At 64.4% G+C, this 22,997-nt stretch carries 18 protein-coding genes, 1 tRNA gene and 2 pseudogenes; 16 read left to right on the plus strand and 5 right to left on the minus strand.

Features of this window, described 5'->3' with window-relative positions; genetic code table 11:
* The first annotated feature begins 16 nt into the window (after positions 1-16).
* The 9 genes from scpB (at position 17) to MasN3_RS07185 (ending at position 12,409) form a co-directional block, all read left to right on the plus strand.
* A complete protein-coding gene (gene scpB, locus MasN3_RS07145) occupies positions 17-763 on the plus strand; it encodes an SMC-Scp complex subunit ScpB (protein WP_281913249.1) in 747 nt (248 codons plus the stop codon).
* Complete coding sequence (rluB, locus tag MasN3_RS07150; protein ID WP_281913250.1) at positions 750-2,711, plus strand: 23S rRNA pseudouridine(2605) synthase RluB; 1,962 nt, start codon at positions 750-752, stop codon at positions 2,709-2,711. Before scpB ends, rluB begins: the two co-directional genes overlap by 14 nt.
* 348 nt (positions 2,712-3,059) lie before the next feature.
* Positions 3,060-3,548 carry a ribosome maturation factor RimP gene (gene rimP / locus MasN3_RS07155; protein ID WP_281913251.1) on the plus strand — a complete coding sequence of 163 codons (489 nt, stop codon included), beginning with the start codon at positions 3,060-3,062 and terminating at the stop codon, positions 3,546-3,548.
* On the plus strand, positions 3,545-5,110 hold the full coding sequence (gene nusA, locus MasN3_RS07160) for a transcription termination factor NusA (RefSeq protein WP_281913252.1): 1,566 nt from the start codon (positions 3,545-3,547) through the stop codon (positions 5,108-5,110). The genes rimP and nusA overlap by 4 nt, the downstream gene beginning before the upstream one ends.
* Before the next feature lie 46 nt (positions 5,111-5,156).
* On the plus strand, positions 5,157-8,012 hold the full coding sequence (infB, locus tag MasN3_RS07165; protein WP_281913254.1) for a translation initiation factor IF-2: 2,856 nt from the start codon (positions 5,157-5,159) through the stop codon (positions 8,010-8,012).
* 108 nt (positions 8,013-8,120) lie between these two features.
* On the plus strand, positions 8,121-8,528 hold the full coding sequence (rbfA, locus tag MasN3_RS07170) for a 30S ribosome-binding factor RbfA (protein WP_281913255.1): 408 nt from the start codon (positions 8,121-8,123) through the stop codon (positions 8,526-8,528).
* Between the two features lie 6 nt (positions 8,529-8,534).
* Entirely contained in the window at positions 8,535-9,455 is a 921-nt protein-coding gene (gene truB / locus MasN3_RS07175) for a tRNA pseudouridine(55) synthase TruB (protein WP_281913257.1), read from the plus strand.
* Positions 9,456-9,677: 222 nt separating this feature from the next.
* A complete protein-coding gene (gene typA, locus MasN3_RS07180) occupies positions 9,678-11,516 on the plus strand; it encodes a translational GTPase TypA (protein ID WP_281913258.1) in 1,839 nt (612 codons plus the stop codon).
* Between the two features lie 365 nt (positions 11,517-11,881).
* Positions 11,882-12,409 (plus strand): porin family protein, encoded by a 528-nt coding sequence (locus MasN3_RS07185; RefSeq protein ID WP_281913260.1) that lies wholly within the window; start codon positions 11,882-11,884, stop codon positions 12,407-12,409.
* A 33-nt stretch (positions 12,410-12,442) separates the two neighbouring features.
* Here the strand turns inward: MasN3_RS07185 and MasN3_RS07190 are convergent, their stop codons facing one another.
* Together MasN3_RS07190 and MasN3_RS07195 are read right to left on the minus strand one after the other, a co-directional pair.
* Complete coding sequence (locus tag MasN3_RS07190; RefSeq protein ID WP_370662349.1) at positions 12,443-13,642, minus strand: ISL3 family transposase; 1,200 nt, start codon at positions 13,640-13,642, stop codon at positions 12,443-12,445.
* A 185-nt stretch (positions 13,643-13,827) separates the two neighbouring features.
* Positions 13,828-14,385: a hypothetical protein gene (locus tag MasN3_RS07195; RefSeq protein WP_281913262.1), complete on the minus strand. Its 558-nt coding sequence runs from the start codon at positions 14,383-14,385 to the stop codon at positions 13,828-13,830.
* Positions 14,386-14,395: 10 nt separating this feature from the next.
* Here MasN3_RS07195 and MasN3_RS07200 point away from each other — a divergent pair.
* A pseudogene (locus MasN3_RS07200) lies at positions 14,396-14,650 on the plus strand (FHIPEP family type III secretion protein); the annotation flags it as partial.
* A 184-nt stretch (positions 14,651-14,834) separates the two neighbouring features.
* A complete protein-coding gene (locus tag MasN3_RS07205) occupies positions 14,835-15,875 on the plus strand; it encodes an FHIPEP family type III secretion protein (RefSeq protein ID WP_281913263.1) in 1,041 nt (346 codons plus the stop codon).
* A 4-nt stretch (positions 15,876-15,879) separates the two neighbouring features.
* On the opposite strand, the gene MasN3_RS07210 is transcribed toward MasN3_RS07205, so the two are convergent.
* On the minus strand, positions 15,880-16,074 hold the full coding sequence (locus tag MasN3_RS07210) for a hypothetical protein (protein WP_281913264.1): 195 nt from the start codon (positions 16,072-16,074) through the stop codon (positions 15,880-15,882).
* Positions 16,075-16,268: 194 nt separating this feature from the next.
* Here MasN3_RS07210 and dusA point away from each other — a divergent pair, with 194 nt between their 5' ends.
* From dusA to MasN3_RS07235, 5 genes and pseudogenes are all read left to right on the plus strand, one after another.
* Positions 16,269-17,276, plus strand: coding sequence for a tRNA dihydrouridine(20/20a) synthase DusA (gene dusA / locus MasN3_RS07215; protein WP_281913265.1), 1,008 nt, complete (start codon positions 16,269-16,271; stop codon positions 17,274-17,276).
* 391 nt (positions 17,277-17,667) lie between these two features.
* Positions 17,668-17,895: pseudogene (locus MasN3_RS07220) on the plus strand (IS110 family transposase); the annotation flags it as partial.
* Between the two features lie 424 nt (positions 17,896-18,319).
* Complete coding sequence (locus MasN3_RS07225; RefSeq protein WP_281913266.1) at positions 18,320-20,110, plus strand: methyl-accepting chemotaxis protein; 1,791 nt, start codon at positions 18,320-18,322, stop codon at positions 20,108-20,110.
* 60 nt (positions 20,111-20,170) lie between these two features.
* Positions 20,171-20,515: an energy transducer TonB gene (locus MasN3_RS07230; protein WP_281913267.1), complete on the plus strand. Its 345-nt coding sequence runs from the start codon at positions 20,171-20,173 to the stop codon at positions 20,513-20,515.
* A gap of 173 nt (positions 20,516-20,688) precedes the next feature.
* Positions 20,689-21,090, plus strand: coding sequence for a YXWGXW repeat-containing protein (locus tag MasN3_RS07235; RefSeq protein WP_281913268.1), 402 nt, complete (start codon positions 20,689-20,691; stop codon positions 21,088-21,090).
* A gap of 46 nt (positions 21,091-21,136) precedes the next feature.
* Here MasN3_RS07235 and MasN3_RS07240 read toward each other — a convergent pair whose 3' ends face one another.
* Together MasN3_RS07240 and MasN3_RS07245 are read right to left on the minus strand one after the other, a co-directional pair.
* Positions 21,137-22,711: a sensor domain-containing diguanylate cyclase gene (locus MasN3_RS07240; RefSeq protein ID WP_281913269.1), complete on the minus strand. Its 1,575-nt coding sequence runs from the start codon at positions 22,709-22,711 to the stop codon at positions 21,137-21,139.
* A gap of 165 nt (positions 22,712-22,876) precedes the next feature.
* A tRNA-His gene (locus tag MasN3_RS07245) sits at positions 22,877-22,952 on the minus strand.
* Positions 22,953-22,997 lie beyond the last annotated feature (45 nt).

A 22,997-nucleotide genomic window follows, 5' to 3' on the forward strand; every position in this document is an offset into this window, starting at 1 on the left:
GTGACGACACCGCGATATGAATACTGACGAGGCCAAGCGCGTCCTCGAGACCGCCTTGCTGTGCGCGCGCGAGCCGCTGACGATCCACGGCATGAAGAAGCTGTTTGCCGAGGCCGACGCGGGCGGGCGCCAACTGGTTGCCGGTGTCGGTAGCGACACGATCAAGATTCTGCTGGAAGAATTGCGCCAGGACTGGCAGGGGCGCGGCATCGAGATCGTCAGCCTGGCTTCCGGCTGGCGCTTCCAGAGCCGGCCCGAGATGAAGCCTTACCTCGACCGCCTGGCGCCCGAGAAGCCGCCGAAGTATTCGCGCGCGACGCTGGAGACGCTGGCGATCATCGCCTACCGCCAGCCGGTCACGCGCGGCGACATCGAGGAGATCCGCGGCGTCGCCGTGAACTCGCAGACCATCAAGCTGCTCGAAGACCGCGGCTGGATCGATGTGGTCGGCCACCGCGAAGTGGTGGGGCGCCCGGCGCTGCTGGGCACCACCAAGGCTTTTCTCGACGACCTTGGCCTCGCCTCGCTGTCGCAACTGCCGCCGCTGCAGGCGGTCAGCGAAGGGCCGGACAGCCGCAGCCTCGAGGCGCTGGAGGCGGCACTGAAGGACAATTTTGACAGGGCGGACGCTGCGGCGCCGGCCGACGAGACAGACACCGAAGCGGACGCCACGTCCGTCGAAGTCCCCATTCTTGACCAGGAGACGGCGGCCGCCGCTGGGCCGGGTCAGCACAATAAAGATACGAACGATGAACCCAACTGAACCGAACGAAAAGCCCGTCGAGGCCGAAGGCACGCCCGCCGCCAAACCTAAGCGCACCCGCAAGACCGCGGCTGCGAGCGAAGCCGCCACCGAGGCGGCGCCCGTGAGCGGCGCCGAACAGCCGGCCGCCGCCAAGCCGAAGCGTACCCGCAAGGCGGCCGGCGCAGGCGCGACCGAGGCGCCGGTGGAAGGCGCAGGCGCAGGTTCGGCGGCCGAAGCGGCCGACAAGCCGGCCGCCAAGTCACGCAAGCCGCGCGCCGCCAAGGCGCTTGCCGCGGAGGCCCCGGCCGCAGCGCCGGCGCCGGAAGCAGCGCCGGCCGAAGCTGCGTCGGTCCCAACCAACGCCGAGCAGCGCAAGCCGCGCGGCCCGCGCCAGATGCGTGAGAAGCGCCAGGAACGCGAAGCGCGCCAGCACGAGCAGGCGGCCGCCGCCGCTGCCGCGGCGCCCGAGTCCGCGCCCGCCGAGGCGGCGCCGGCCGAGTCCGCGCCAGCCGAGGCTGCGCCACAGCCGCAGGCCGATGGCAAGCGCGAACAGCGTGGCCGCAACCAGAAGGGGCGCGGCCAGCAGAGCCAGCGCGGCCAGCAGGGCCAGGCGGGCCAGGCGGGCCAGCAGGGCGGCCAGCCTGCGGCCAAGCAGCAGGGTAAACAGCAGGGCAGGCAGCAACAGAAGCAACAACAGCAGGGCAAGGGCGGCAAGGCCAATGACGCCGACGCCGTGTTCTCCTTCGTCACGTCAAGCGACTTCGATGCCAACGAAGGCGGCCGTGGCAAGGGGCAGGCCAAACCGGTGCGCCGCGACCTGACCGCGGACGACGACGCGCCGAAGCTGCACAAGGTGCTGGCCGAGGCCGGCCTGGGCTCGCGCCGCGACATGGAAGAGCTGATCATCGCCGGCCGCGTGTCGGTCAATGGCGAGCCGGCCCATATCGGCCAGCGCATCCTGCCGACCGACGCGGTGCGCATCAACGGCAAGCTGATCCAGCGTCGCGTCAATAACAGCAAGCCGCCGCGCGTGCTGGTGTACCACAAGCCGGCCGGCGAGATCGTCAGTCACGACGATCCGGAAGGCCGTCCGTCGGTGTTCGACCGCCTGCCGGCCATGAAGACCGGCAAATGGCTGGCCGTGGGCCGCCTCGACTTCAACACCGAGGGCCTGCTGCTGTTCACGACCTCGGGCGACCTGGCCAACCGCCTGATGCACCCGCGTTACAACATCGACCGCGAATACGCGGTGCGCACCCTGGGCGAGCTGGAAGAAGGCATGCGCCAGAAGCTGCTGGCCGGCGTCGAGCTCGATGACGGCGTGGCCTCGTTCTCGAAGGTGCAGGACGGCGGCGGCGAAGGCATCAACAAGTGGTACCGCGTGGTCATCGGCGAAGGCCGCAACCGCGAGGTGCGCCGCATGTTCGAGGCGGTCGGCCTGACCGTCTCGCGCCTGATCCGTACCCGCTACGGCGCCATGACCCTGCCGACCGGCCTCAAGCGCGGCCGCTGGGAAGAGCTGCAGGAAAACGACGTGCGCGCCCTGATGGCCGCCTTCGGCGTCGACAAGAAGGGCGGCGGCGAGGCGCCCAAGGGCAAGGGCGGCGCCAAGGGCCAGGGGCGCGACGAGGCGCGCCGTGCCGACGGTAACCGCATCGACCGCGCCGACGCCAACCGCAACGTCGATCCGTTCGGCCCGCCGGTGGTGCGCGCCGGCGCTGCGCGCCAGCAGGGTCCCGGCGGTTTCGCCGGCGGCCGTCCGCAGGGACAGGGGGCGAAGGGTGGCAAGGGCCGTGGCGGCAACAGTGCCAGCCCGTTCGGCGGCGGCAAGACCAGCAACCGTCCGAAGCAGCCGGACCCGCTGCAGACGACCTTCGGCTTTGCCGGCACCGGTGGCGGCCGCCGTGGCGGCCAGGGTCCGCGCGGATCGGAGCACGGCCTGCCGCGCCGCGGCCGCCGCGGCTAGGTCGCCGTCGCCGGCCGCGAACATCCGCTTGAAAGCCCGCTTTTCGGACCAACATCGGATAAATTCGCGCGCCGCCGGGCACGCAATGCTGCAATGCCGTAGAATGCGGCCCATGCCCCGCTATGGCCATCCTGCCAACTGTTGCTTTTCTCGCTAGTCGCCCGCCATTTTTGCCCCGGCGATTGCGAGAGAGGCGGGATGGCTGTATAATTTGCAGCCTAATCAAAGTTCTTCCCAGTATTTTCTTGGTGCAAGTGCTTTCATCTGGTTGGGTTGTGAATACAAAAAGATGGGCAGATGCCCATTTTTTTTTTGGTAAATCGTTTATTAAAGCCTCGGAGAAGCGCCGTGCAGCAGTTTGAACTCATCTCGAAAACAGTCGGTGGCCTCGGCTACGAACTCGTGGACGTCGAACGGGGCGAGCGCGGGATCCTGCGCGTGTATATCGATTTCCCCGCCGACGTCGTGGAAGAGAAGGGCCCGATCACGGTCGAGGACTGCGCCACGGTCAGCCACCAGTTGTCGCACGTGCTCACCGTCGAGAATGTGGATTACGAACGGCTTGAGATATCGTCGCCGGGCCTCGATCGCCCGGTGCGGACCCTGGCCGACTTTGCGCGCTTTGCCGGACACGAATGCACGGTGAAGCTGCGCGTCGCCATGCCGGGCACCGCGAACCGGAAAACCTTTACCGGTATCCTGCGCGGCGTCGAGGGCGAGAAGGTCGGTCTGGAATTTGAAAATAAAGATGGCGCAGCGTTGTTGGAATTTACGCTGGCCGAATTGGACAAGGCACGCTTGGTGCCACAGGTGGATTTTAGGAGTCGCAAAGCATGAGTCGCGAAATTTTATTGCTGGTGGATGCGCTCGCGCGCGAAAAGAACGTCGATAAGGAAGTGGTTTTCGGGGCGCTCGAATTCGCGCTCGCGCAAGCCACGAAAAAACGCTATGAAGGCGATGTCGACATTCGCGTGAGCATCGATCGCGACTCTGGCGAATTCGAGACCTTCCGCCGCTGGCACGTCGTTCCCGACGAAGCCGGCCTGCAGCTGCCCGACCAGGAAATCCTGCACTTCGAAGCCAAGGAACAAATTCCTGACATCGAAGTGGACGAATACATCGAAGACCCGATCGAATCGGTCGAGTTCGGCCGCCGCTTCGCCCAGGACACCAAGCAGGTCGTGCTGCAGCGCGTGCGCGATGCCGAGCGCGAGCAGATCCTGCAGGACTTCCTCGAGCGCGGCGATTCGCTGGTCACCGGCACCATCAAGCGCATGGAGCGCGGCGACGCCATCGTGGAATCGGGCAAGATCGAAGCGCGCCTGCCGCGCGACCAGATGATCCCGAAGGAAAACCTGCGTATCGGCGACCGCGTCCGCGCCTACATCCTGCGCGTGGACCGCAACATGCGCGGCCCGCAGGTGATCCTGTCGCGCACCGCGCCGGAGTTCATCATGAAGCTGTTCGAGCTGGAAGTGCCGGAAATCGAACAGGGCCTGCTGCAGATTAAATCGGCTGCCCGTGACGCCGGCGTGCGCGCCAAGATCGCGGTGTTCACCGCCGACAAGCGCATCGACCCGATCGGCACCTGCGTCGGCATGCGCGGTTCGCGCGTGCAGGCCGTGACCGGCGAGCTGGGCGGCGAGCGCGTGGACATCGTGCTGTGGTCGGACGATCCGGCCCAGTTCGTGATCGGCGCCCTGGCTCCGGCTAATGTCTCCTCGATCATGGTCGACGAAGACAAGCACGCCATGGACGTGGTGGTCGACGAAGAGAACCTGGCGATCGCAATCGGCCGTTCGGGCCAGAACGTGCGCCTGGCCTCCGAGCTGACCGGCTGGAAGATCAACATCATGACGGCCGAGGAATCGGCCAACAAGGTGGCCCAGGAAACCGCCGCGATCCGCGCGCTGTTCATGGAAAAACTGGACGTCGACCAGGAAGTGGCCGACATCCTGGTGGATGAAGGCTTCTCGAGCCTTGAAGAAATCGCGTACGTCCCGATCTCCGAAATGCTGGAAATCGAGTCGTTCGACGAAGATACCGTCAACGAACTGCGCACCCGCGCCCGTGACGCGCTGGTGACTGAAGCGATCGCTTCCGAAGAAGGCCTCGAAGGGATGGAAGAAGCCCTCGTGACCCTGGAAGGCATGGACCGCAGCACCGCCGGCAAGCTCGGCCTGGCTGGCATCAAGACGGTCGAAGCATTCGCTGGTCTCGCTTACGACGAATTCGGCGCCATCCTGGCGTTGTCGTCGGACCGTGCCCGCGACCTGATCAAGAATGAATTTAGTGATGTGACCGACGAAGAGATGAAGCTGGTCGACAGCAAATACGATGACCGCGCCAAGGCGCTGCAGGCGAAGGCCTGGAGCCTGGCAGAAACGGCCAAGGCGTAATTTGCAAATCTTTATCATCTCAGCGACACATAGAAAAGAGGACTGAATGGCGAGTAACAACGTAGCCCAATTTGCCACCGAACTGAAGATGCCTGCAGACCTGCTGCTGACACAGCTGCGCTCGGCCGGCGTCGAAAAAAGTTCGACGTCAGATCCCTTGTCGAAAGATGATAAGGACAAGCTGCTGAACCATCTCCGCCGTACCCACGGTGCGACCGAAACCGGCGAGAAGAAGAAGATCACGGTGACCCGCAAGGAGACCACCGAGATCAAGCAGGCTGACGCTAGTGGCAAGTCGCGTACCATCCAGGTCGAAGTGCGCAAGAAGCGTACCTTCGTGCAGCGTGACGACCTGGTCACCCCGAAAGCCGCCGAAGCCGCCGCCCCGGTCGTCGACGCAGCCGAGCAGGCGCGCCGCGACGAAGAGGCGCGCCGCCAGGCCGAGCTGATCGCCCGCCAGGAAGCGGACCTGCGTGAAAAGCAGGAACGCCTGGCCAAGCTCGAGGCGGAAGAGGCCGCCCAGGCCAAGGCCGCCGAAGAGCAGGCCAAGCGTGACGCGGCCGAGAAGGCCAAGCGCGAAGCCGCCGAGGCTGCCGCAGCGGCGAAGGCCGCCGCGAGCGCCCCTGCGCCTGCGGCCCCGGTCTCCGCCGCCGCGGAAGAAGCTGCCCAGGCTGCTGCTCTTGAAGCCAAGAAGCGCGCCGAGGAAGCTGCCAAGGAAGCGGCCGAACGCGCTGCCGCCACCGAGCGTGCACGCAAGGCCGTGGCCGACGAAGTGGCCCAGATCAAGGCCATGATGAGCCAGCCGCGTCGCGTCATCAAGGCGCCGGAACCGGCACCGAAGCCGGCTGCTCCCGCAGCGCCGGCGGGCACCCTGCACAAGCCTGCCGCCAGCGCCGACAAGAAGCCGGGCGAGGCCAGGCCGGGCGACAAGAAGCCGGGCGACAAGAAGTCGATCAAGTCGGCCAATGTCTCCTCGACCTGGTCGGACGACGCCAAGAAGCGCGGCGCACCGAGCGGCCCGAAAGGCCGTGGCGGTCCGGGCGGCGGCACCGGCCGTGACGGCTGGCGCGCCGGCGGCCGCAGCGGTGGCCGTCGTTCGCACAGCGACGACCGCGAATCCAATTTCCAGGCCCCGACCGAGGCGATCGTGCGCGAAGTGCACGTGCCGGAAACCATCACCGTGGCCGAACTGGCCCACAAGATGTCGGTAAAGGCATCGGAAGTCATCAAGCAGCTGATGAAGCTGGGCCAGATGTGCACCATCAACCAGGTGCTGGACCAGGAAACCGCGATGATCCTGGTGGAAGAGATGGGCCACAAGGCCTTCCCGGCCGCCGTGGACGATCCGGAAGCGCTGCTGGCCGACCAGGGCGAGCACGCCGAGTTCGAAGCGACCTCGCGCGCCCCGGTGGTTACCGTCATGGGCCACGTCGACCACGGCAAGACCTCGCTGCTGGACTATATCCGCCGCGCCAAGGTGGCGTCGGGCGAAGCCGGCGGCATTACCCAGCACATCGGCGCATACCACGTGGACACCCCGCGCGGCATGATCACCTTCCTGGATACCCCGGGCCACGAGGCGTTCACCGCCATGCGTGCCCGCGGCGCCAAGGCCACCGACATCGTCATCCTGGTGGTGGCGGCGGACGACGGCGTGATGCCGCAGACCAAGGAAGCGATTGCCCACGCGAAAGCTGCCGGCGTGCCGCTGGTGGTGGCGATCAACAAGATCGACAAGCCGAGCGCGAATACCGACCGCGTCACCCAGGAACTGGTGGCCGAGGGCGTGGTGCCGGAAGAATACGGCGGCGATTCGCCGTTCGTCCCGGTGTCGGCCAAGATCGGTACCGGTATCGACGACCTGCTGGAGCAGGTGCTGCTGCAGGCCGAAGTGCTGGAACTGAAGGCGCCGGCTGAAGCACCGGCCCGTGGCCTGGTGGTCGAAGCCCGTCTGGACAAGGGCCGCGGCCCGGTCGCGACCATCCTGGTGCAGTCGGGTACCCTGAAGCGCGGCGACGTCGTGCTGGCGGGTTCCTCCTTCGGCCGCGTCCGTGCGATGCTCGACGAGAACGGCAAGCCGGTGGCAACCGCCGGCCCGTCGATCCCGGTCGAGATCCAGGGCCTGACCGAAGTGCCGAGCGCCGGTGAAGAAGTGATGGTGATGGCCGACGAGCGCAAGGCGCGCGAAATCGCCCTGTTCCGTCAAGGCAAGTTCCGCGACGTCAAACTGGCGAAGCAGCAGGCCGCCAAGCTGGAGAACATGTTCGACCAGATGGCCGAAGGCGAAGTCAAGAACCTGCCGCTCATCGTCAAGACCGACGTGCAGGGTTCGCAGGAAGCGCTGGTCGGTTCGCTGCAGAAGCTGTCGACCTCGGAAGTGCGCGTGCAGATCGTCCATGCGGCGGTCGGCGGCATCACCGAATCCGACGTCAACCTGGCAGTGGCCTCGAAGGCGGTCATCATCGGCTTCAACGCCCGTGCCGACGCCTCCGCACGCAAGCTGGCCGAAGCCAACGGCGTCGACATCCGTTATTACAGCATCATTTACGATGCGATCGACGAGATCAAGACGGCACTGTCGGGCATGCTGGCACCGGAGAAGCGCGAGACCATCACCGGCCAGGTGGAAATCCGCCAGGTCATCCTGGTGTCGAAGGTCGGCGCGATCGCGGGCTGCCTGGTCACCGACGGCGTCGTCAAGCGTACCTCCTCGGTCCGCCTGCTGCGCAACAACATTGTCGTGTGGACCGGCGAGATCGACTCGCTCAAGCGCTTCAAGGACGACGCGAAGGAAGTCCGTGCCGGTCTCGAGTGCGGTCTGTCGCTGAAGAACATGAACGAAATCCAGGTCGGCGACGTCCTGGAGGTGTTCGAAGTAACCGAAGTGGCACGTACGCTGTAATTTCGACATTGGGCGTACCATGAGGGCCAGGACGCTTCGCGGCGATGCCGCGAGGGGCCTGGCCCTTGTTTTTTGGCCCGACATTCACAAGAACAAGATAGCAACATCATGGCAAAACACAGCAAAAGCATTCCCCAGCGCGGCCTGCGGGTCGCCGACCAGATCCAGAAAGACTTGTCGGAACTGATCGCCTTCGAACTCAAGGATCCGCGCGTCGGCATGGTCACCATCAGCGAAGTCAAGCTGACCCCCGACTATGCCCACGCCAAAATCTACTTCACCCTGCTGAAGGACAGCCCGGAGGAAGTCAAGCAGACCCTGGAAGGCCTGTCGAAAGCTGCCGGCTACCTGCGCAACCTGCTCGGCAAGCGCCTGCACATCCACACGCTGCCGCAGCTGCACTTCGTGCACGACACCTCGACCACGCGCGGCCTGGCCATGTCGGCCCTGATCGACCAGGCCAACGCGACCCGCGCCGCCGATTTCGGCCAGGACGACAATTCGGACAGCGAGTAAGCGCACGTGGCAGCCCGTCCTCCCAAAAAACCGCGCGACCTCGTCGACGGCGTCCTCCTGCTCGACAAGCCGGTCGGCCTGTCCTCGAACGACGCCCTGATGAAGGCCAAGCGCGTCTTCAATGCCAAAAAGGCCGGCCATACCGGCACCCTGGACCCGTTCGCCACCGGCTTGCTGCCGCTGTGCTTCGGCGAAGCGACCAAGTTCTCGCAAGACCTGCTCGAAGCCGACAAGACCTATGAGGCGACGGTTCACCTGGGCATCATGACCACCACTGGCGACACCGAAGGGGAGCTCATCGAGCAGCGCGAGGTGGATGTCACGCGCGAGCAGGTCGAAGCCGCCTTGGCGCGCTTTCGCGGTCCCATCTTCCAGGTCCCGCCCATGTATTCCGCGCTCAAGCGCGACGGCAAGGCGCTGTACGAGTACGCGCGCGAAGGCATCACGCTCGAGCGCGAAGCGCGGCCGGTGACCATCCACGCCTTGTCCCTGGTCGAGTATACGGCGCCGCTCCTGAAGATCCTGGTCACCTGCAGCAAGGGCACGTATGTGCGCGTGCTGGGCGAGGACATCGGCGCCGCGCTCGGCTGCGGCGCGCACCTGAACGCGCTGCGCCGGGTGCAGGTGGGGGCGCTCTCCACCGAGCGCATGATCACGCTGGAGGACCTGCAGGCGCACGCCGATCCGCTCTCGCTGCTGGCCCCGGTCGATGCATTGCTGTCGAGCTTCCCGTCGGTCGAGCTCACGGCGGAGCTGGCAAAGCGTTTCCTGAACGGCCAGCGCCTGGCGCTCGGCAAGGAATCGGTCGTCGTCCCCAGCGAATTGGGCCGGGTGCGGGTCTACCATGACGGCAAGCTGCTCGGCACCGCCAGCTTGCAGGAATACGCCATCCTGGCGCCGGAGCGCCTGATCGCGGCGCAGCAGTAAGCGCCCGCTTACCGTTGCTGGCGCGCTACGGCGCGCCGGCGGCGCTTGGGCGTCATCTTCCTGCAATCGATCGGCGCTATCATCGACGGCAGTTTTTCGTCGAAATTCCCGCTCGCTGCAGCGCAGCAAGCCACATAGCGTGCTATAGTAGCGGGCTACGGTAAACGGTAATGATCATCGCCGCCTCCGACCATCACGCAACATTCACTGTTGAAAACACACATGTCAGACACCAAACGCGCGATTCGTAATATCGCAATCATCGCCCACGTTGACCACGGCAAGACCACCCTGGTGGACCAGCTGCTGCGCCAATCCGGCACTTTCCGTGAAAACCAGGCGGTGGACACCCGCGTGATGGACTCCGGCGACATCGAAAAAGAACGCGGTATCACGATTCTCTCGAAGAACTGCGCGGTCGAGTACGAAGGCACCCACATCAACATCGTCGACACCCCGGGCCACGCCGACTTCGGCGGCGAGGTCGAGCGCGTGCTGTCGATGGTGGACTCGGTGCTGCTGCTGGTCGACGCCCAGGAAGGCCCGATGCCGCAGACTCGCTTCGTGACCCGCAAGGCGCTGGCCCTGGGCCTCAAGCCGATCGTCGTGGTCAACAAGGTCGACCGTCCGGGCGCACGTCCGGACTGGGCGATCAACCAGACCTTCGAACTGTTCGACAAGCTCGGCGCCACCGACGAGCAGCTGGACTTCCCGATCGTCTACGCCTCGGGCCTGAACGGCTACGCCGGCCTGGACGAGAGCGTGCGCGGCGGCGACATGAAGCCGCTGTTCGATGCCATCCTGAAATACGTGCCGGTGCGTGACGACAATCCGGACGGCCCGCTGCAGATGCAGATCACCTCGCTGGACTACTCCTCGTACGTCGGCAAGATCGGCATCGGCCGCATCAACCGCGGCCGCATCAAGCCGGGCATGGACGTGCTGGTGCTGAACGGCCAGGACGACAAGAACCCGGTCAAGGGCCGCATCAATCAGGTGCTGAACTTCAAGGGCCTGGAGCGCGTGCAGGTGGAAGAAGCCGTCGCCGGCGACATCGTCCTGATCAACGGTATCGAAGACATCGGCATCGGCGTGACCGTGACCGCCGTGGATACTCCGGAAGCGCTGCCGATGCTGACCGTCGACGAGCCGACCCTGACCATGAACTTCATGGTGAACACCTCGCCGCTGGCCGGCCGCGAAGGCAAGTTCGTTACCAGCCGCCAGCTGCGCGACCGCCTCGAGCGCGAACTGAAGTCGAACGTGGCGCTGCGCGTGCTGCCGACCGACGACGACACCATCTTCGAAGTCTCGGGCCGTGGCGAACTGCACCTGACCATTCTGCTGGAAAACATGCGCCGTGAAGGCTTCGAGCTGGCCGTGTCGCGTCCGCGCGTGGTGTTCAAGGAAATCGACGGCGTCAAGTGCGAGCCCTACGAAAACCTGACCGTCGACGTGGAAGAAGTGAACCAGGGCGGGGTGATGGAAGAGCTGGGCCGCCGCCGTGGCGACCTGCAGAACATGGAATCGGATGGCAAGGGCCGTGTCCGTCTGGAATACCTGATCCCGGCCCGTGGCCTGATCGGCTTCCAGGGCGAGTTCATGACCCTGACCCGCGGCACTGGCCTGATGAGCCACGTGTTCCACGAATACGCACCGGTCGACACCAGCAAGGGTGACCTGGCCGGCCGCCGCAACGGCGTGCTGATCTCGCAGGACGACGGCGCCGCCGTCGCCTACGCGATCTGGAAGCTGCAGGACCGCGGCCGCATGTTCGTCGAGCACAACACCCCGGTGTACGAAGGCATGATCATCGGCATCCACTCGCGCGACAACGACCTGGTCGTCAACCCGATCAAGGGCAAGCAGCTGACCAACGTGCGTTCCTCGGGTACCGACGAAGCCGTGCGCCTGGTGCCGCCGATCCAGATGTCGCTGGAATATGCCGTCGAGTTCATCGAAGACGACGAACTGGTCGAGATCACCCCGAAATCGATCCGCCTGCGCAAGCGTTTCCTGAAGGAACACGAGCGCAAGAAGGCGAGCCGCGAAGGCGCGTAATCGCCTCCAAGCTGTCTCAGAGAAACCCGCTGCTTGCAGCGGGTTTTTTTATTCCTCAGCCGGGGTCAGGTCTGACATTCGGACACGGACTGGGCAATACAAGCATGTCATGCTTGAGTTCGTGTCCAGATGTCAGACCTGACCCTCAAGTGAGGTTAATCTTTTCGCGCACTGTCGCCCCCGACTCACTTCACGACATCATCCGTCATCTGGCGCACATAAGTGCTGATCTGGTCTCAATTTTGCATCTTGTTACAGTTCTTACCAGGTTTGGACTGGACTCAGCCGGCTGGGTTTGCTATTGTGTATACAACGCGATTCATTGTGAATTGCGAGCCAGATGAAGATTATTGAAGGGAGTTCGCATGAAAAAGCTGATGATTGCACTGATCGCCACTGCCGCCGTTGCCGGTACCGCTCAGGCCCAGACCAACGCCGGGCGCGGCTATGTCGGCGCCAGCGCCGTGACTGCCAAGAACAGCACCGTTGACGCCCACAAGGCCGACGGCAAGCTGTTCGCCGGCTACCAGTTCGACGAGCGCATGGGTGTCGAGGCCGGCTGGACCAACCACCACAAGACCGACTTCGCCAGTGGCGGCATGCGCGGCAACACCGAAGGCTACGGTACCTATGTCGCTGCGAAATACACCATGCCGGTCAACGAACAGGTGTCGGCCTACGGCAAGCTGGGCATCTCGCACAGCGAGCGCAAGCTGAACACCAACGTGGGCAACTTCAAGCAGGATGACACCAGCGGCTACGCCGGCGTCGGCGTGGAGTACAAGCTGAACCAGAACACGGCACTGGTGGCGGAATATGAGCGCTACGGCAAGTCCAAGGACTTCGGCGCCCGCGCCAACGTCTGGAGCGCCGGCCTGAAGTACGGCTTCTAAACGCTTCAACAGCACGCAAGTAACAAAAAAGGTTCATCGCGTTTTGCCGGGAAACGCATCCTTGATTTTCAGGAAGAAGTAGGATGCATCCCGAAATCCGTAGGCCATGCGCTTGATGACTTTGATGCGGTTGTTGACGCCTTCCAGGATCGATGAGTTCATCGGATAGATGGCCGAAGCCAGAATGCCGCGCCGGTACTTGGCCAGCCGTTTGGCAAACTGGATCAGCGGTGTGATATGGCTTTCCAAGGCGAGTTTGAGCCAAGCCTTCCATCGACGAGCACCTTCCCGGACCGATGGCGCATACCAGATCTCTTTCAATTCGGTCTTGAGCAGGTAGACCGTTGCCAGCGGCTGATTGGCGGCGAGCAGTTCTTCGAGCTTGACGGCCTGTTCGGCCTTGAGGTTGTCGCGGTTGCGTAGTAACAGCCAGCGGCTACGCTTGATGACCTGGCGCGCTTTTGGTTCGGCCCGTAACGTATTGGCTTGATCGACGCGCACCCGGTCGACGACTTCGCGGCCGAAGCGGGCCACGACATGAAACAAATCGTAGACCACCTCCGCGTTTGGACATTGCTGACGCACTTCAAGGTCCATGGCCGTGTTCATATCCATGGCCACCGCCTCGATTCGCTGGCAGCCTTGCTCGCCCAGCAGCTCAAAGAATGGCCGGATCGCTTCCCGGCTGTTGCCTTCCCCAACCCACAAGACGCGCATACGCTCGGCATCCATGGCCACGGTAGCGTAGCGATGGCCCTTGTGCAGGGCAAATTCGTCCATGACCAAGCGGCGTACGCCCACCGCCGAGAAGTCGCCGTGCAGCTGCTTTAGTCGCCGATGATCAATCTCTTTGATGGTATGCCAGTGCAGCCCGGTCAACCGGGCTATATGGGCTATGGGCAGCAACTGCGCCAGCGCCTCGACCCACAGACGCACGCGGTGCGTGATGCGCGCCCGGCGGTCGAGCCAAACAATGTGCTCGGCCACTCGTGCATTGCAGTGATGGCAGTCCAGCCGCCGTACCGGCACATCGAGCCAGACGCGCTTGTCCAGAACGTCGCGATCGCGCACCTTACGCCTTCGGCGCTCATGCACCAGGGCGCAAGGCTGGTGGCACGCTCCGCACACAGCATCCCTTGCCGGGCAGGTATCGAGAACGATTAACAGTGATCCGTCTTCTTGTTCTTGGACGGTGTCGACAATATGGCCTTCCCAAAACGAGACAGACGACATAGCATTGAGCATGGCGGTGGTTTGATAGACTGATTTGTTTGGCGACTATCAATCTACCAACATCAGGCCACCGCCACCACCTCCCGATTAGATCGTCAACCCCGTCTTCCCCCATTCCCCGCGAAGAACCACAAAAAAGCCCTCCGGCGCCTGGCGCCGGAGGGCTTTTTCATGAGCGGGACCGATCAGCGCAGTCCGAGCAGCGCCTGCACCCGTTCGCGGCTCACGCCGACCAGGGCCGAGGTGATCGCCAGCAGCGACTGGTAATCGTGGCTGGCCGCGGTGGCTGCGAAGTCGCCGCTGATGGCCGCCAGCTCCGCTTCCGGAATGGCTGGTTGTTCGACACGCGCCATGGCCGCACTCAGTGCGGCGCTGGCCGCTTCCTGCGAACGGCGCACCCGTGCCAGGGCCTGCACCACTTCGCGCAGGCTCTGGCGCAGCGCGTCCGGGGTGCCGACATTCCACTGTTCCGGCGCGAGGCCGGCCGGGTCTTCGGCCACGTCGACACGGCCGCGGCCCGAGATCGCGATCGCATCCTTCATGCCGACCCACTCGGATTCCGGCGCGCTGAACACCAGCTGCTGCTGCCTGTCCAGCGACACGCGGACTTTCACCGGCGACAGGGTGCGGTCGAGGCGGGCGGCGATCTCTTCCGGCGTCATGCCGGGCTCGATGGTGGCGCTCAGCTGCGGGCCGCCGGCGCTGCCCACCGAGAAGGCATAGGTGGTGGGCGGTATCGCCATCGGCGCCCTGATGCACGGCCTGCCGCTGGGCGAAGCCTTCAAGGTCTATGCGCTGCTCACCATCGGTGACGGCCTGGTGGCGCAGATCCCGGCGCTGCTGCTGTCGGCGGCGGCGGCGATCCTGGTGACCCGCATCGGCGAATCCGGCGACCTGGAAAAGCAGGTGGGCAGCCAGATGCTGGCTCAGCCGGCGGTGCTGTTCTCGGTGGCGGGCGTCATGATCGTGCTCGGCCTGGTGCCGGGCATGCCGATGTTCACCTTCTTCATCTTCGCGGCGGTGGTCGGTTTCGTCGGCTGGAAGCTCACCAGGCGCGTGCAGGCGCCCGACAATCTAGGGGTGGCCGCGATCGAAGCGGCGCTGCGCGACGAGCGCGCGCCCGAGCTCGACTGGCAGGCGCTGCCGGTGGTGCAGCAGGTAGGGGGTGGCGGTGGGCTACAAGCTGGTCGGCATGATCGACAAGGCCCAGGGCGAGCCGCTCACCAAGCGCATCAAGGGCCTGCGCCAGAGCCTGTCGGAGCAGATGGGCATGGTGCTGCCCGCGATCGGCGTGCGCGACGACCTGGCGCTGCGTCCTTCCCAGTATGCGATCAGCCTGTCGGGCATCGTGGTGGCCGAAGCCGAAGTGATGGCCGGATCACCTGATGGCGATCCCGTCGCCCAACGTGTACGGCGAGATCGACGGCATCCCCGGCATCGAGCCGGCCTACGGCATGGCGATCACCTGGATCACGCCCGAGCAGAAGGCCGATGCGCTGGGCCTGGGCACCAGGTGGTCGAGGTGGCGAGCGCGATCGCCACCCATACCTCGAAGGTGGTGCGCGAATACCTGCACGAGCTGTTCCGCCACGAGGACGTGCCGGCGATCCTGGAGCGCCTGCAGGCGCTGTCGCCGAAGCTGGCCGGGGCGCTGGAAAAGGCGCTCACCCACACCCAGCTGCTGCGCGTGTTCCGCGTGCTCCTGGCCGAAGGCGTGTCGCTGAAGGACATCGTGGTGATCGCCACCACGCTGCTGGACAGCTCGGAAACCACCAAGGCCCCGATCCTGCTGGCGGCCGAGGTGCGCTGCGCGCTGCGGCGCCAGATCGTGTCCGGCCTGTTCGGCAAGAAGAAGGACATGCCGGCGTTTAACCCGTCGGCCGAACTGGAAAACATGCTGCTCGGCTCCCTGAACCAGGCGCGCCAGAACAATGGCGGCAAGGTCGCGCTGGACAACTACCCGATCGACCCGCAGCTGCTGTCTCAGCTGCAGATCAATATGCCGGTGGCGCGCGAGCAGATGAAGCAGCGGCACACGCCGCCGCTGCTGCTGGTGCTGCCGCAGGTGCGCCCGCTGCTGGCGCGCTACGCCAAGCTGTTCGCGCCGGGGCTGCACGTGCTGTCGTATAACGAGATTCCCGAGAACCGGGACGTGTCGATCGTCGGTACCGTCGGCTGGCCCCCGCGGCAACTGATGAAATATTATTGCACAAATAGAGTCTTGGTGAAATAATATTTCATACTTCGCGCGCCTGCGTCTCCGCCGCGTCGAGGCGCGGCAGCACCAGGGCCAGTTCGGCCACCGCGCGGAACACGGGCAGCGTGAGCACCTGCACCGACAGGTGAGTCATCGAGGTCGACAGCGAGGACTGGGTGCGGGTCAGCGAATTTTGCGCGGCCAGCGAGGCGTTGTTGGTGTGAAGGCTCAGCATGGGAACTCCTGTTGGGTTAGCGTTTCAGAGCTGGGTTTATTGCGCTCTCAGGAGTACAAGACGACCGTCCTCAGGCGTTTATTAAATGCCGTATGGAAATTTTTTTGATAGGACAGCAGGCGAAGGACGGCGGCACGGGTTTAGCGCTATGATGTCGCCCTCGTTTCGCAACCGCATATATATAAGAAGCCGCCGTGACCACCGCCACTTCCCCTTACCGCAGCCGCCGCCTGTCGGTCGCCCCCATGATGGACTGGACCGACCGCCACTGCCGCGTCTTCCATCGCCAGATCACCCGCCACACCTGGCTGTATACAGAAATGGTCACCACGGGGGCCCTGGTCTACGGCGACGTCGAGCGCCACCTGCGCTATGACGAGGTGGAGCACCCGATCGCCCTGCAGCTGGGCGGCAGCGATCCGACCGACCTGGCGAAAAGCGCGAAGCTGGGCGAGCAGTGGGGCTACGACGAAATCAACCTGAATTGCGGCTGCCCGTCCGAGCGGGTGCAGAAGGGCGCCTTCGGGGCCTGCCTGATGGGCGAGCCGCAGCTGGTGGCCGACTGCGTCAAGGCGATGCGCGACGCGGTGACGATCGACGTCACGGTCAAGCACCGGATCGGCATCGACTACAACGAGGAATACGGCTTCGTGCGCGACTTCATCGGCACCATCGCTGATGCCGGCTGCCGCACCTTCATCGTGCACGCCCGCAATGCCGTGCTCAAGGGGCTGTCGCCGAAGGAAAACCGCGAGATTCCGCCGCTGCGCTACGACGTGGCCTACCAGCTCAAGCGCGAATTTCCGGAGCTGGAAATCATCATCAACGGCGGCATCAAGACGGATCAGGAGATCGCCCTGCACCTGGAGCACGTGGACGGGGTCATGCTGGGCCGCGAGGCCTATCACAACCCCTGGGTCATGGCGAGCTGGGACCGCCTGTTCTACGGCGACCTCGAGGCGCCGATGAAAACCCGGGTCGAGGTGCTGGAAGCCATGATTCCCTACATCGCCGAGCAGCTGCGCCTGTACGGCCAGCATGGCCTGAAGCTGAACAGCATCACGCGCCACATGCTGGGCATCATGACCGGCCTGCCGGGCGCCCGTGCCTTCCGCCAGCTGCTGTCCGATCCGAAGAAGCTGGCGGGCGCCGATCCGGCCCTGTTGCTGGAAGCGGCCGCACGCATGCCGCTTGCCGCCTGACCCCCGCTTGTACTCTGCCACAGGGCGTACTTCGGTACGCCCTTTTCGTTGTGCGCCCAGCATGGGCGCACTCTTGCGGGTGCAAGTCCCGCCGCGAGCTGACCACAGCGAGCGAAGCGAAGCACAACTGCATAAGGGCGACCGAGTGTGGGGAGGAAGCGTGGAGCGAAACTGTGAGCCTGGACAAGAACCGAATAGAAGGCGGTGCCGAGCAGGGCGAGCGGGCAACATTCCGCGAAGCTCTTGTGGTCAAAGCGAGGCGGCGTAAATTCGGCGGTTGTGCAGGGAAGGAGTGCGTTCTTACCCAATGGGATGGACGCCCCCACTCTACGGCATCAAATGTGCCAAAGTGGTAGTGTCGAACACCACCTGAATGAGAGGGAGCGTCATCATGCAGATTACCGCAATTGGCATCGATCTGGCAAAGAACGTGTTCCAGATCCACGGCGTCGATACGGCAGGCAAGACGTGCCTGCGCAAGCAGGTGAAACGCGACCAGATGGCAAACTTCTTCGCCAACCTGTCGCCCTGCCTGATCGGCATGGAGGCATGCGGCAGTGCGCACCTCTGGGCGCGCAAGCTCGAGACAATGGGTCACACGGTAAAACTGATGGCTCCAGGTGAGAGCAGGCATGGTGCGCCGGGTTTCGGCACTATGACCTCAACCGTTCCAACCGCCCGGCGCGGACCCGCATGCCGGGTAGTGTGGGAGGGGCTGGCCAGATTTGGCCGCCCCTATCCCGATTCCTGTCGGCAAAACACTACAGTTTGTTGTTCGCAATGTATACATAACTTGTGAAAAGCTTGCCGTGTGGAAAGTCTCGTCGCATAATTCCCTTTGCTCCCTATGAGTTGATGATTATCAACTCTGTTGTTGAGCTGAAACAGTTCGGATGTTACAGTCGATTTCCATCTTTCCGGGCGGAACTTTTGATTTATCCTCTTGGAAATACCATAGGCGCATGAACGGCTTGTGACACGCGTCGCACGGCGCAGGAATCCGGGCGAATTTCGATCAATAGATACAGGGATGAACAGGAAAAATGGCTTTTTTGAATAACTTGAAGGTCGGTACCCGCCTCGCGCTCGGTTTCGCACTGGTGCTGGTGCTGCTGATCGCCGTGACCGTGGTCGGCATCCTGCGCATGGCGCAGATCCAGGACCGCCTCGACAAGGTCGTCAGCGTGAGCAATGTCTCGACCGGCCTGGTCATCGAGATGCGCAACAACGTGAGCGACCGCATCGCGTCGCTGCGCGTGCTGACCCTGATGACCGATCCGGCCGACATGGAACCGGAAATGGTCAAGTTCAAGGAACAGACCCGCAAGTACGAGGAAGCCCAGAAGAAGCTGTCGGCACTGTTCGCCGCCCACGCCAGCGACAAGGAAAAAGCCCTGCTGGCCCAGATCAAGGAATCCGAAGGCCTGGCCATGCCGGCCATCGCCAAGGCGTCCGAACTGTACCTGTCGAATAACGCGATGGACGCCACCCGCGTCATGATCCGCGAAGTGCGTCCGGTGCAGAAGAAGTGGACCGACGCGCTGGACCAGCTGGCCGCCCTGGAAGAAAAGCAGAACGCCCAGAGCAAGGCCGACGCCGAATCGGAATTCGTCAACGCCCGTAACTTCATGATCGGCATGCTGGTCGCCGCCGTCGCCATGGGCATCGCGGCAGCCTGGGTCATCTCGCGCAGCCTGCGCAAGCAGCTGGGCGGCGAGCCGGCCTACACCGCGCAGATCGCCGCCAGCATCGCCCACGGCGACCTGGCCGTGGCAATCGAGACCGAAGAATCGGACCGCGGCAGCCTGCTGGTGGAAATGAAGGAAATGCGCAACAGCCTGGTCGGCATCGTCCAGCAGGTCCGCCGCGGCACCGAAACCATCGGCACCGCTTCGCGTGAAATCGCGGCCGGCAACATCGACCTGTCCTCGCGTACCGAACTGCAGGCCAGCTCGCTGGAAAAGACCGCCTCGGCAATGGAAGAGCTGACCTCGACCGTCAAGCAGAACGCCGACAACGCCCGTCAGGCCAACGCCCTGGCCGCGACCGCCTCGGACGTGGCGCGCAAGGGTGGCGAAGTGGTGTCGCAGGTGGTGGGCACCATGGGCGAGATCAACAGCTCGGCCAGCAAGATCTCGGACATCATCGGCGTGATCGACGGCATCGCCTTCCAGACCAACATCCTGGCGCTGAACGCCGCGGTGGAAGCGGCCCGTGCCGGCGAGCAGGGACGCGGCTTCGCGGTCGTGGCATCGGAAGTGCGCAACCTGGCCCAGCGTTCGGCCGCGGCGGCGAAAGAAATTAAGACCCTGATCGGTGACTCGGTCGAGAAGGTCGAGCGCGGCAGCAAGCTGGTCGGCCAGGCCGGCGTGACGATGGATGAAGTGGTGACGAGCGTGAAGCGCGTGACCGACATCATGAGCGAAATCGCCAACGCCAGCGCCGAGCAGAGCGCCGGCATCGAACAGGTGAACCTGTCGATCATCGAGATGGACAGCATGACCCAGCAGAACGCCGCCTTGGTGGAAGAGGCCGCTGCCGCCGCGCAGAGCCTGCAGGACCAGGCAAGCGAACTGGCCCGCGTCGTCAGCATCTTCAAGCTGAGCGAGGGCGAGCAATACCAGGCCGAGGCAGCACCAGCTGCCGTGGCCACCAGCACCGCGGTAGTGGTGCGCCCGGCCGCCGCCAAGCGTCCGGCTCCGGCCCTCAAAAAGCCGGCAGTGAAAAAGCCTGCCGCAGCCCCGGCTGCGGCGAAGGAAGATGCACCGGCCGCACCGGCTCCTAAAGCCAAGAAAGCCGCCACCGTCGCCAGCGACGAGTGGGAAGAATTCTAAGAGAGAAGAGCGCCGGTCCCCGGACCGGCGCAGCTTAAACAAAAACCTTTTGGGGAAACCATGAAAAACCTGACCGTGAAACTGATCGCTGCAATGACCCTCGCCTCCGCCGCCGGCGCAACCTTCGCTGCCGAAGTGCCGGCTTCGTTCGACCCGAAGAAGTGCGCGGTCGAATACCCGAAGGCGTCGCTGATGAACGAAGAGCAGGGCACCACTTCGGCATCGTTCCTGGTCAGCGCCGACGGCACCGTGACCGAGTCGAAACTGGAAAAGTCGAGCGGTTTCAAGAACCTGGACAAGGCTGCCCTGAAAGGCCTGTCGGCATGCAAGTTCAAGCCGGGCACCAAGGACGGCGCACCGGCCGCGACCTGGACCAAGGTCGACTACGCCTGGAAACTGGACTGATCAGATTTTCATCCCATGACGAACAGCCGGCCTCGCGCCGGCTGTTTGCTTTCATCCCCCTCGGTTACATTTTCGTCGCAGCATGTTTCGAGTGTAAGAAGGTTTTTCATTTCTCCCGTGCGCGGTTGAGGCTGGCTATAGTGCTTCCAACACCAACCGAAAGGAGAAGTACCATGAAAACGATTCTTGCCGCTTCCGCAGCTGTCCTGATCAGTGCCGCAGCCTTCGCGCCGGTCCAGGCGCAAGCCCAGGGCCGCACCGAAGTGATCGTGGTGCACAAGGCGCCGCCGCCGCTGCGCCACGAGAGCATCCCCGCCGCCCGCCGCGGCTACGAATGGGTGCCGGGCTACTGGAACTGGAACGGCCGCCGCTACGTGTGGGAACGCGGTCACTACGAGCGGGTGCGTGCCGGCTACGTCTACCAGCAGCCGGTGTGGCGCCAGGACCGCAACGGCTGGTACATGGACCGCGGCGGCTGGGTCCGCGACAACCACCGCATGGCGCGCCGCGACCGTGACGGCGACGGCGTCCCGAACCGCTACGATGCCCGCCCGAACAACCCGAACCGCTACTAAGCCTCACCGGCTCGGCCAAGAAACCGCCTGCACCGCAGGCGGTTTTTTATATGGAGAACTCGGACGGCGCGGTGCCGGTAGTGTCGGAATCGGCCGCGACCCGGTTGCGGCCTTCGGCCTTGGCGCGGTAGAGCAGGGCGTCGGCCTGGCGCACGAAGGCCTCCGGATCGTCGTCCTCGCACGGCTTGCCGTGGAAGGTGCAGGTCCCCGCGCTGATGCTCACCAGGCCGGGAGGATTGGCGGCATGCGCGATGCCGAGATCGAGGACCGCCAGGCGCAGGCGCTCGGCCACGTAGCGCGCGCCGGACTGGCCGGTGGCGGGCAGGACGACCGCGAACTCCTCGCCGCCATAGCGGGCCGCCAGGTCGGTCGGACGGGTCAGGCCGCCGCGCAGGGCCGCCGCCACCTGCCGCAGGCAGTCGTCGCCGGCCACGTGGCCGTAATGGTCGTTGACGTCCAGCAGCACCAGCGACAGCGGCGCCCCGGTACGACCGGCGCGATTGAGCTCGAGGCGCAGCGTGTCCTCGAAATGGCGGCGGTTGGCCAGGCCGGTCAGGCCGTCGCGGGTCGCCAGCACGGTCAGCTCCTGGTTGCGCTCCTGCAGGTGCTCCTCCGCGATGCGCAGCTCGGCCTCGAGCTGGTCGCGGATCATGATCTGGCGCACCAGGCGCGCGCCGACGCCGGCCAGCAGCAGCACCACCAGCACGGTGGCGCCGGACATGAAGAGGGTCGACTGCTGCCACTCGGCCAGGATCTCCTTCCTGGACTGCGCGGTCGCGACGATCAGGGGCAGGGCGTTCAGGTGGCGGTAGCTGTACAGGCGCACGACGCCATCGATCTTGGAGCGCAGCATGGCGGTGCCGACCGGGCCCGAAGAGCGGTACATCGTGAACACCGGCCCATCGGCAATGCTGGTGCCGATCAGCTTCTCGTTGAAGGGCCGGCGGTAGATCAGGGTGCCGTCGTCGCGCGCCAGCATGACCACGCCTTCCTGGCCGACGTCGAAGCTTTCGTACAGTTCGGCGAAGTAGGCGATCTGGATGGTGCCCAGCGCCACCCCGGCAAAGCTGCCGTCGGGATGGTCGAGGCGGCGCGACACCGGCAGCAGCCACACGCCGGTCAAGCTGCTGCGAAACGGTTTGCCGATATAGGCGTTGCGGCTGCGGTTATTCAGGTGGAACTGGAAATAGTCGTGCTCGGCGTAGCTGCCGGGAAGCAGACGTTCGGCCGAGGTGACCAGCCACCTGCCGTCCGCGTCATATATGGACAGGCTGTGCAGTTCCTTCACCTGCAGCGCCATGTTGCGCATGTGGGAGCGCAGGCGCTCGCTCGCGGCCAGCGTCACACCGTCATGCTCGACCCGCTCGACCACGCCGGCCAGCACCGTGTCGACGATCCGCACCGTGCTCTCGGCCTGGGCCGCGAGGGCCTTGGCCATGTTCGAGGTCGCGGCCGCATGCTCGTCCAGTCGGCTCTGGCGCGCGCTCCAGGCGCTCCAGACCTGGGCGGCGGCCAGCAGCGCGCAGAACAGCAGCATCAGGCGGATTGCGTACAGGACGGCCGGCCGCTTCTTGGCCGTGAGGCTGGTGATGGGAGTCGGGGCCGGGTGCGCTAGGATCATCAGGGGCGCCACTTGCGTGACAGGGTTGCCAGAGCACTGAGGATAGCCACGGTGCAAGGAAATGTCGAGCAGCAAAGGACTTGTAACCAGATCTGCTCATCCTGGCGGGGCAGAAAACAAAAAAGGCATACATGGTGAACATGTAAGCCTTCTTGTCGCATTCTTTGGGGTGGCTGATGGGACTCGAACCCACGACAACAGGAATCACAATCCTGGACTCTACCAACTGAGCTACAGCCACCACTGTCTTACTGCCTGTCTCGCTGTTTCCGAGACAGAACAAGAT

The sequence above is a fragment of the Massilia varians genome, from assembly GCF_027923905.1.
GTDB lineage: Bacteria > Pseudomonadota > Gammaproteobacteria > Burkholderiales > Burkholderiaceae_D > Telluria > Telluria varians_B.

Excerpts from the sequence above, each read along its gene's own strand:
- scpB (WP_281913249.1), top strand. The coding sequence starts at position 17 with ATGAATACTGACGAGGCCAAGCGCGTCCTCGAGACCGCCTTGCTGTGC.
- rluB (WP_281913250.1), top strand. The coding sequence starts at position 750 with ATGAACCCAACTGAACCGAACGAAAAGCCCGTCGAGGCCGAAGGCACG.
- nusA (WP_281913252.1), top strand. The coding sequence starts at position 3,545 with ATGAGTCGCGAAATTTTATTGCTGGTGGATGCGCTCGCGCGCGAAAAG.
- infB (WP_281913254.1), top strand. The coding sequence starts at position 5,157 with ATGGCGAGTAACAACGTAGCCCAATTTGCCACCGAACTGAAGATGCCT.
- rbfA (WP_281913255.1), top strand. The coding sequence starts at position 8,121 with ATGGCAAAACACAGCAAAAGCATTCCCCAGCGCGGCCTGCGGGTCGCC.
- typA (WP_281913258.1), top strand. The coding sequence starts at position 9,678 with ATGTCAGACACCAAACGCGCGATTCGTAATATCGCAATCATCGCCCAC.
- MasN3_RS07185 (WP_281913260.1), top strand. The coding sequence starts at position 11,882 with ATGAAAAAGCTGATGATTGCACTGATCGCCACTGCCGCCGTTGCCGGT.
- MasN3_RS07190 (WP_370662349.1), bottom strand. The coding sequence starts at position 13,642 with ATGTCGTCTGTCTCGTTTTGGGAAGGCCATATTGTCGACACCGTCCAA.
- MasN3_RS07195 (WP_281913262.1), bottom strand. The coding sequence starts at position 14,385 with ATGGCGATACCGCCCACCACCTATGCCTTCTCGGTGGGCAGCGCCGGC.
- MasN3_RS07205 (WP_281913263.1), top strand. The coding sequence starts at position 14,835 with ATGATCGACAAGGCCCAGGGCGAGCCGCTCACCAAGCGCATCAAGGGC.
- MasN3_RS07210 (WP_281913264.1), bottom strand. The coding sequence starts at position 16,074 with ATGCTGAGCCTTCACACCAACAACGCCTCGCTGGCCGCGCAAAATTCG.
- MasN3_RS07225 (WP_281913266.1), top strand. The coding sequence starts at position 18,320 with ATGGCTTTTTTGAATAACTTGAAGGTCGGTACCCGCCTCGCGCTCGGT.
- MasN3_RS07230 (WP_281913267.1), top strand. The coding sequence starts at position 20,171 with ATGAAAAACCTGACCGTGAAACTGATCGCTGCAATGACCCTCGCCTCC.
- MasN3_RS07235 (WP_281913268.1), top strand. The coding sequence starts at position 20,689 with ATGAAAACGATTCTTGCCGCTTCCGCAGCTGTCCTGATCAGTGCCGCA.
- MasN3_RS07240 (WP_281913269.1), bottom strand. The coding sequence starts at position 22,711 with ATGATCCTAGCGCACCCGGCCCCGACTCCCATCACCAGCCTCACGGCC.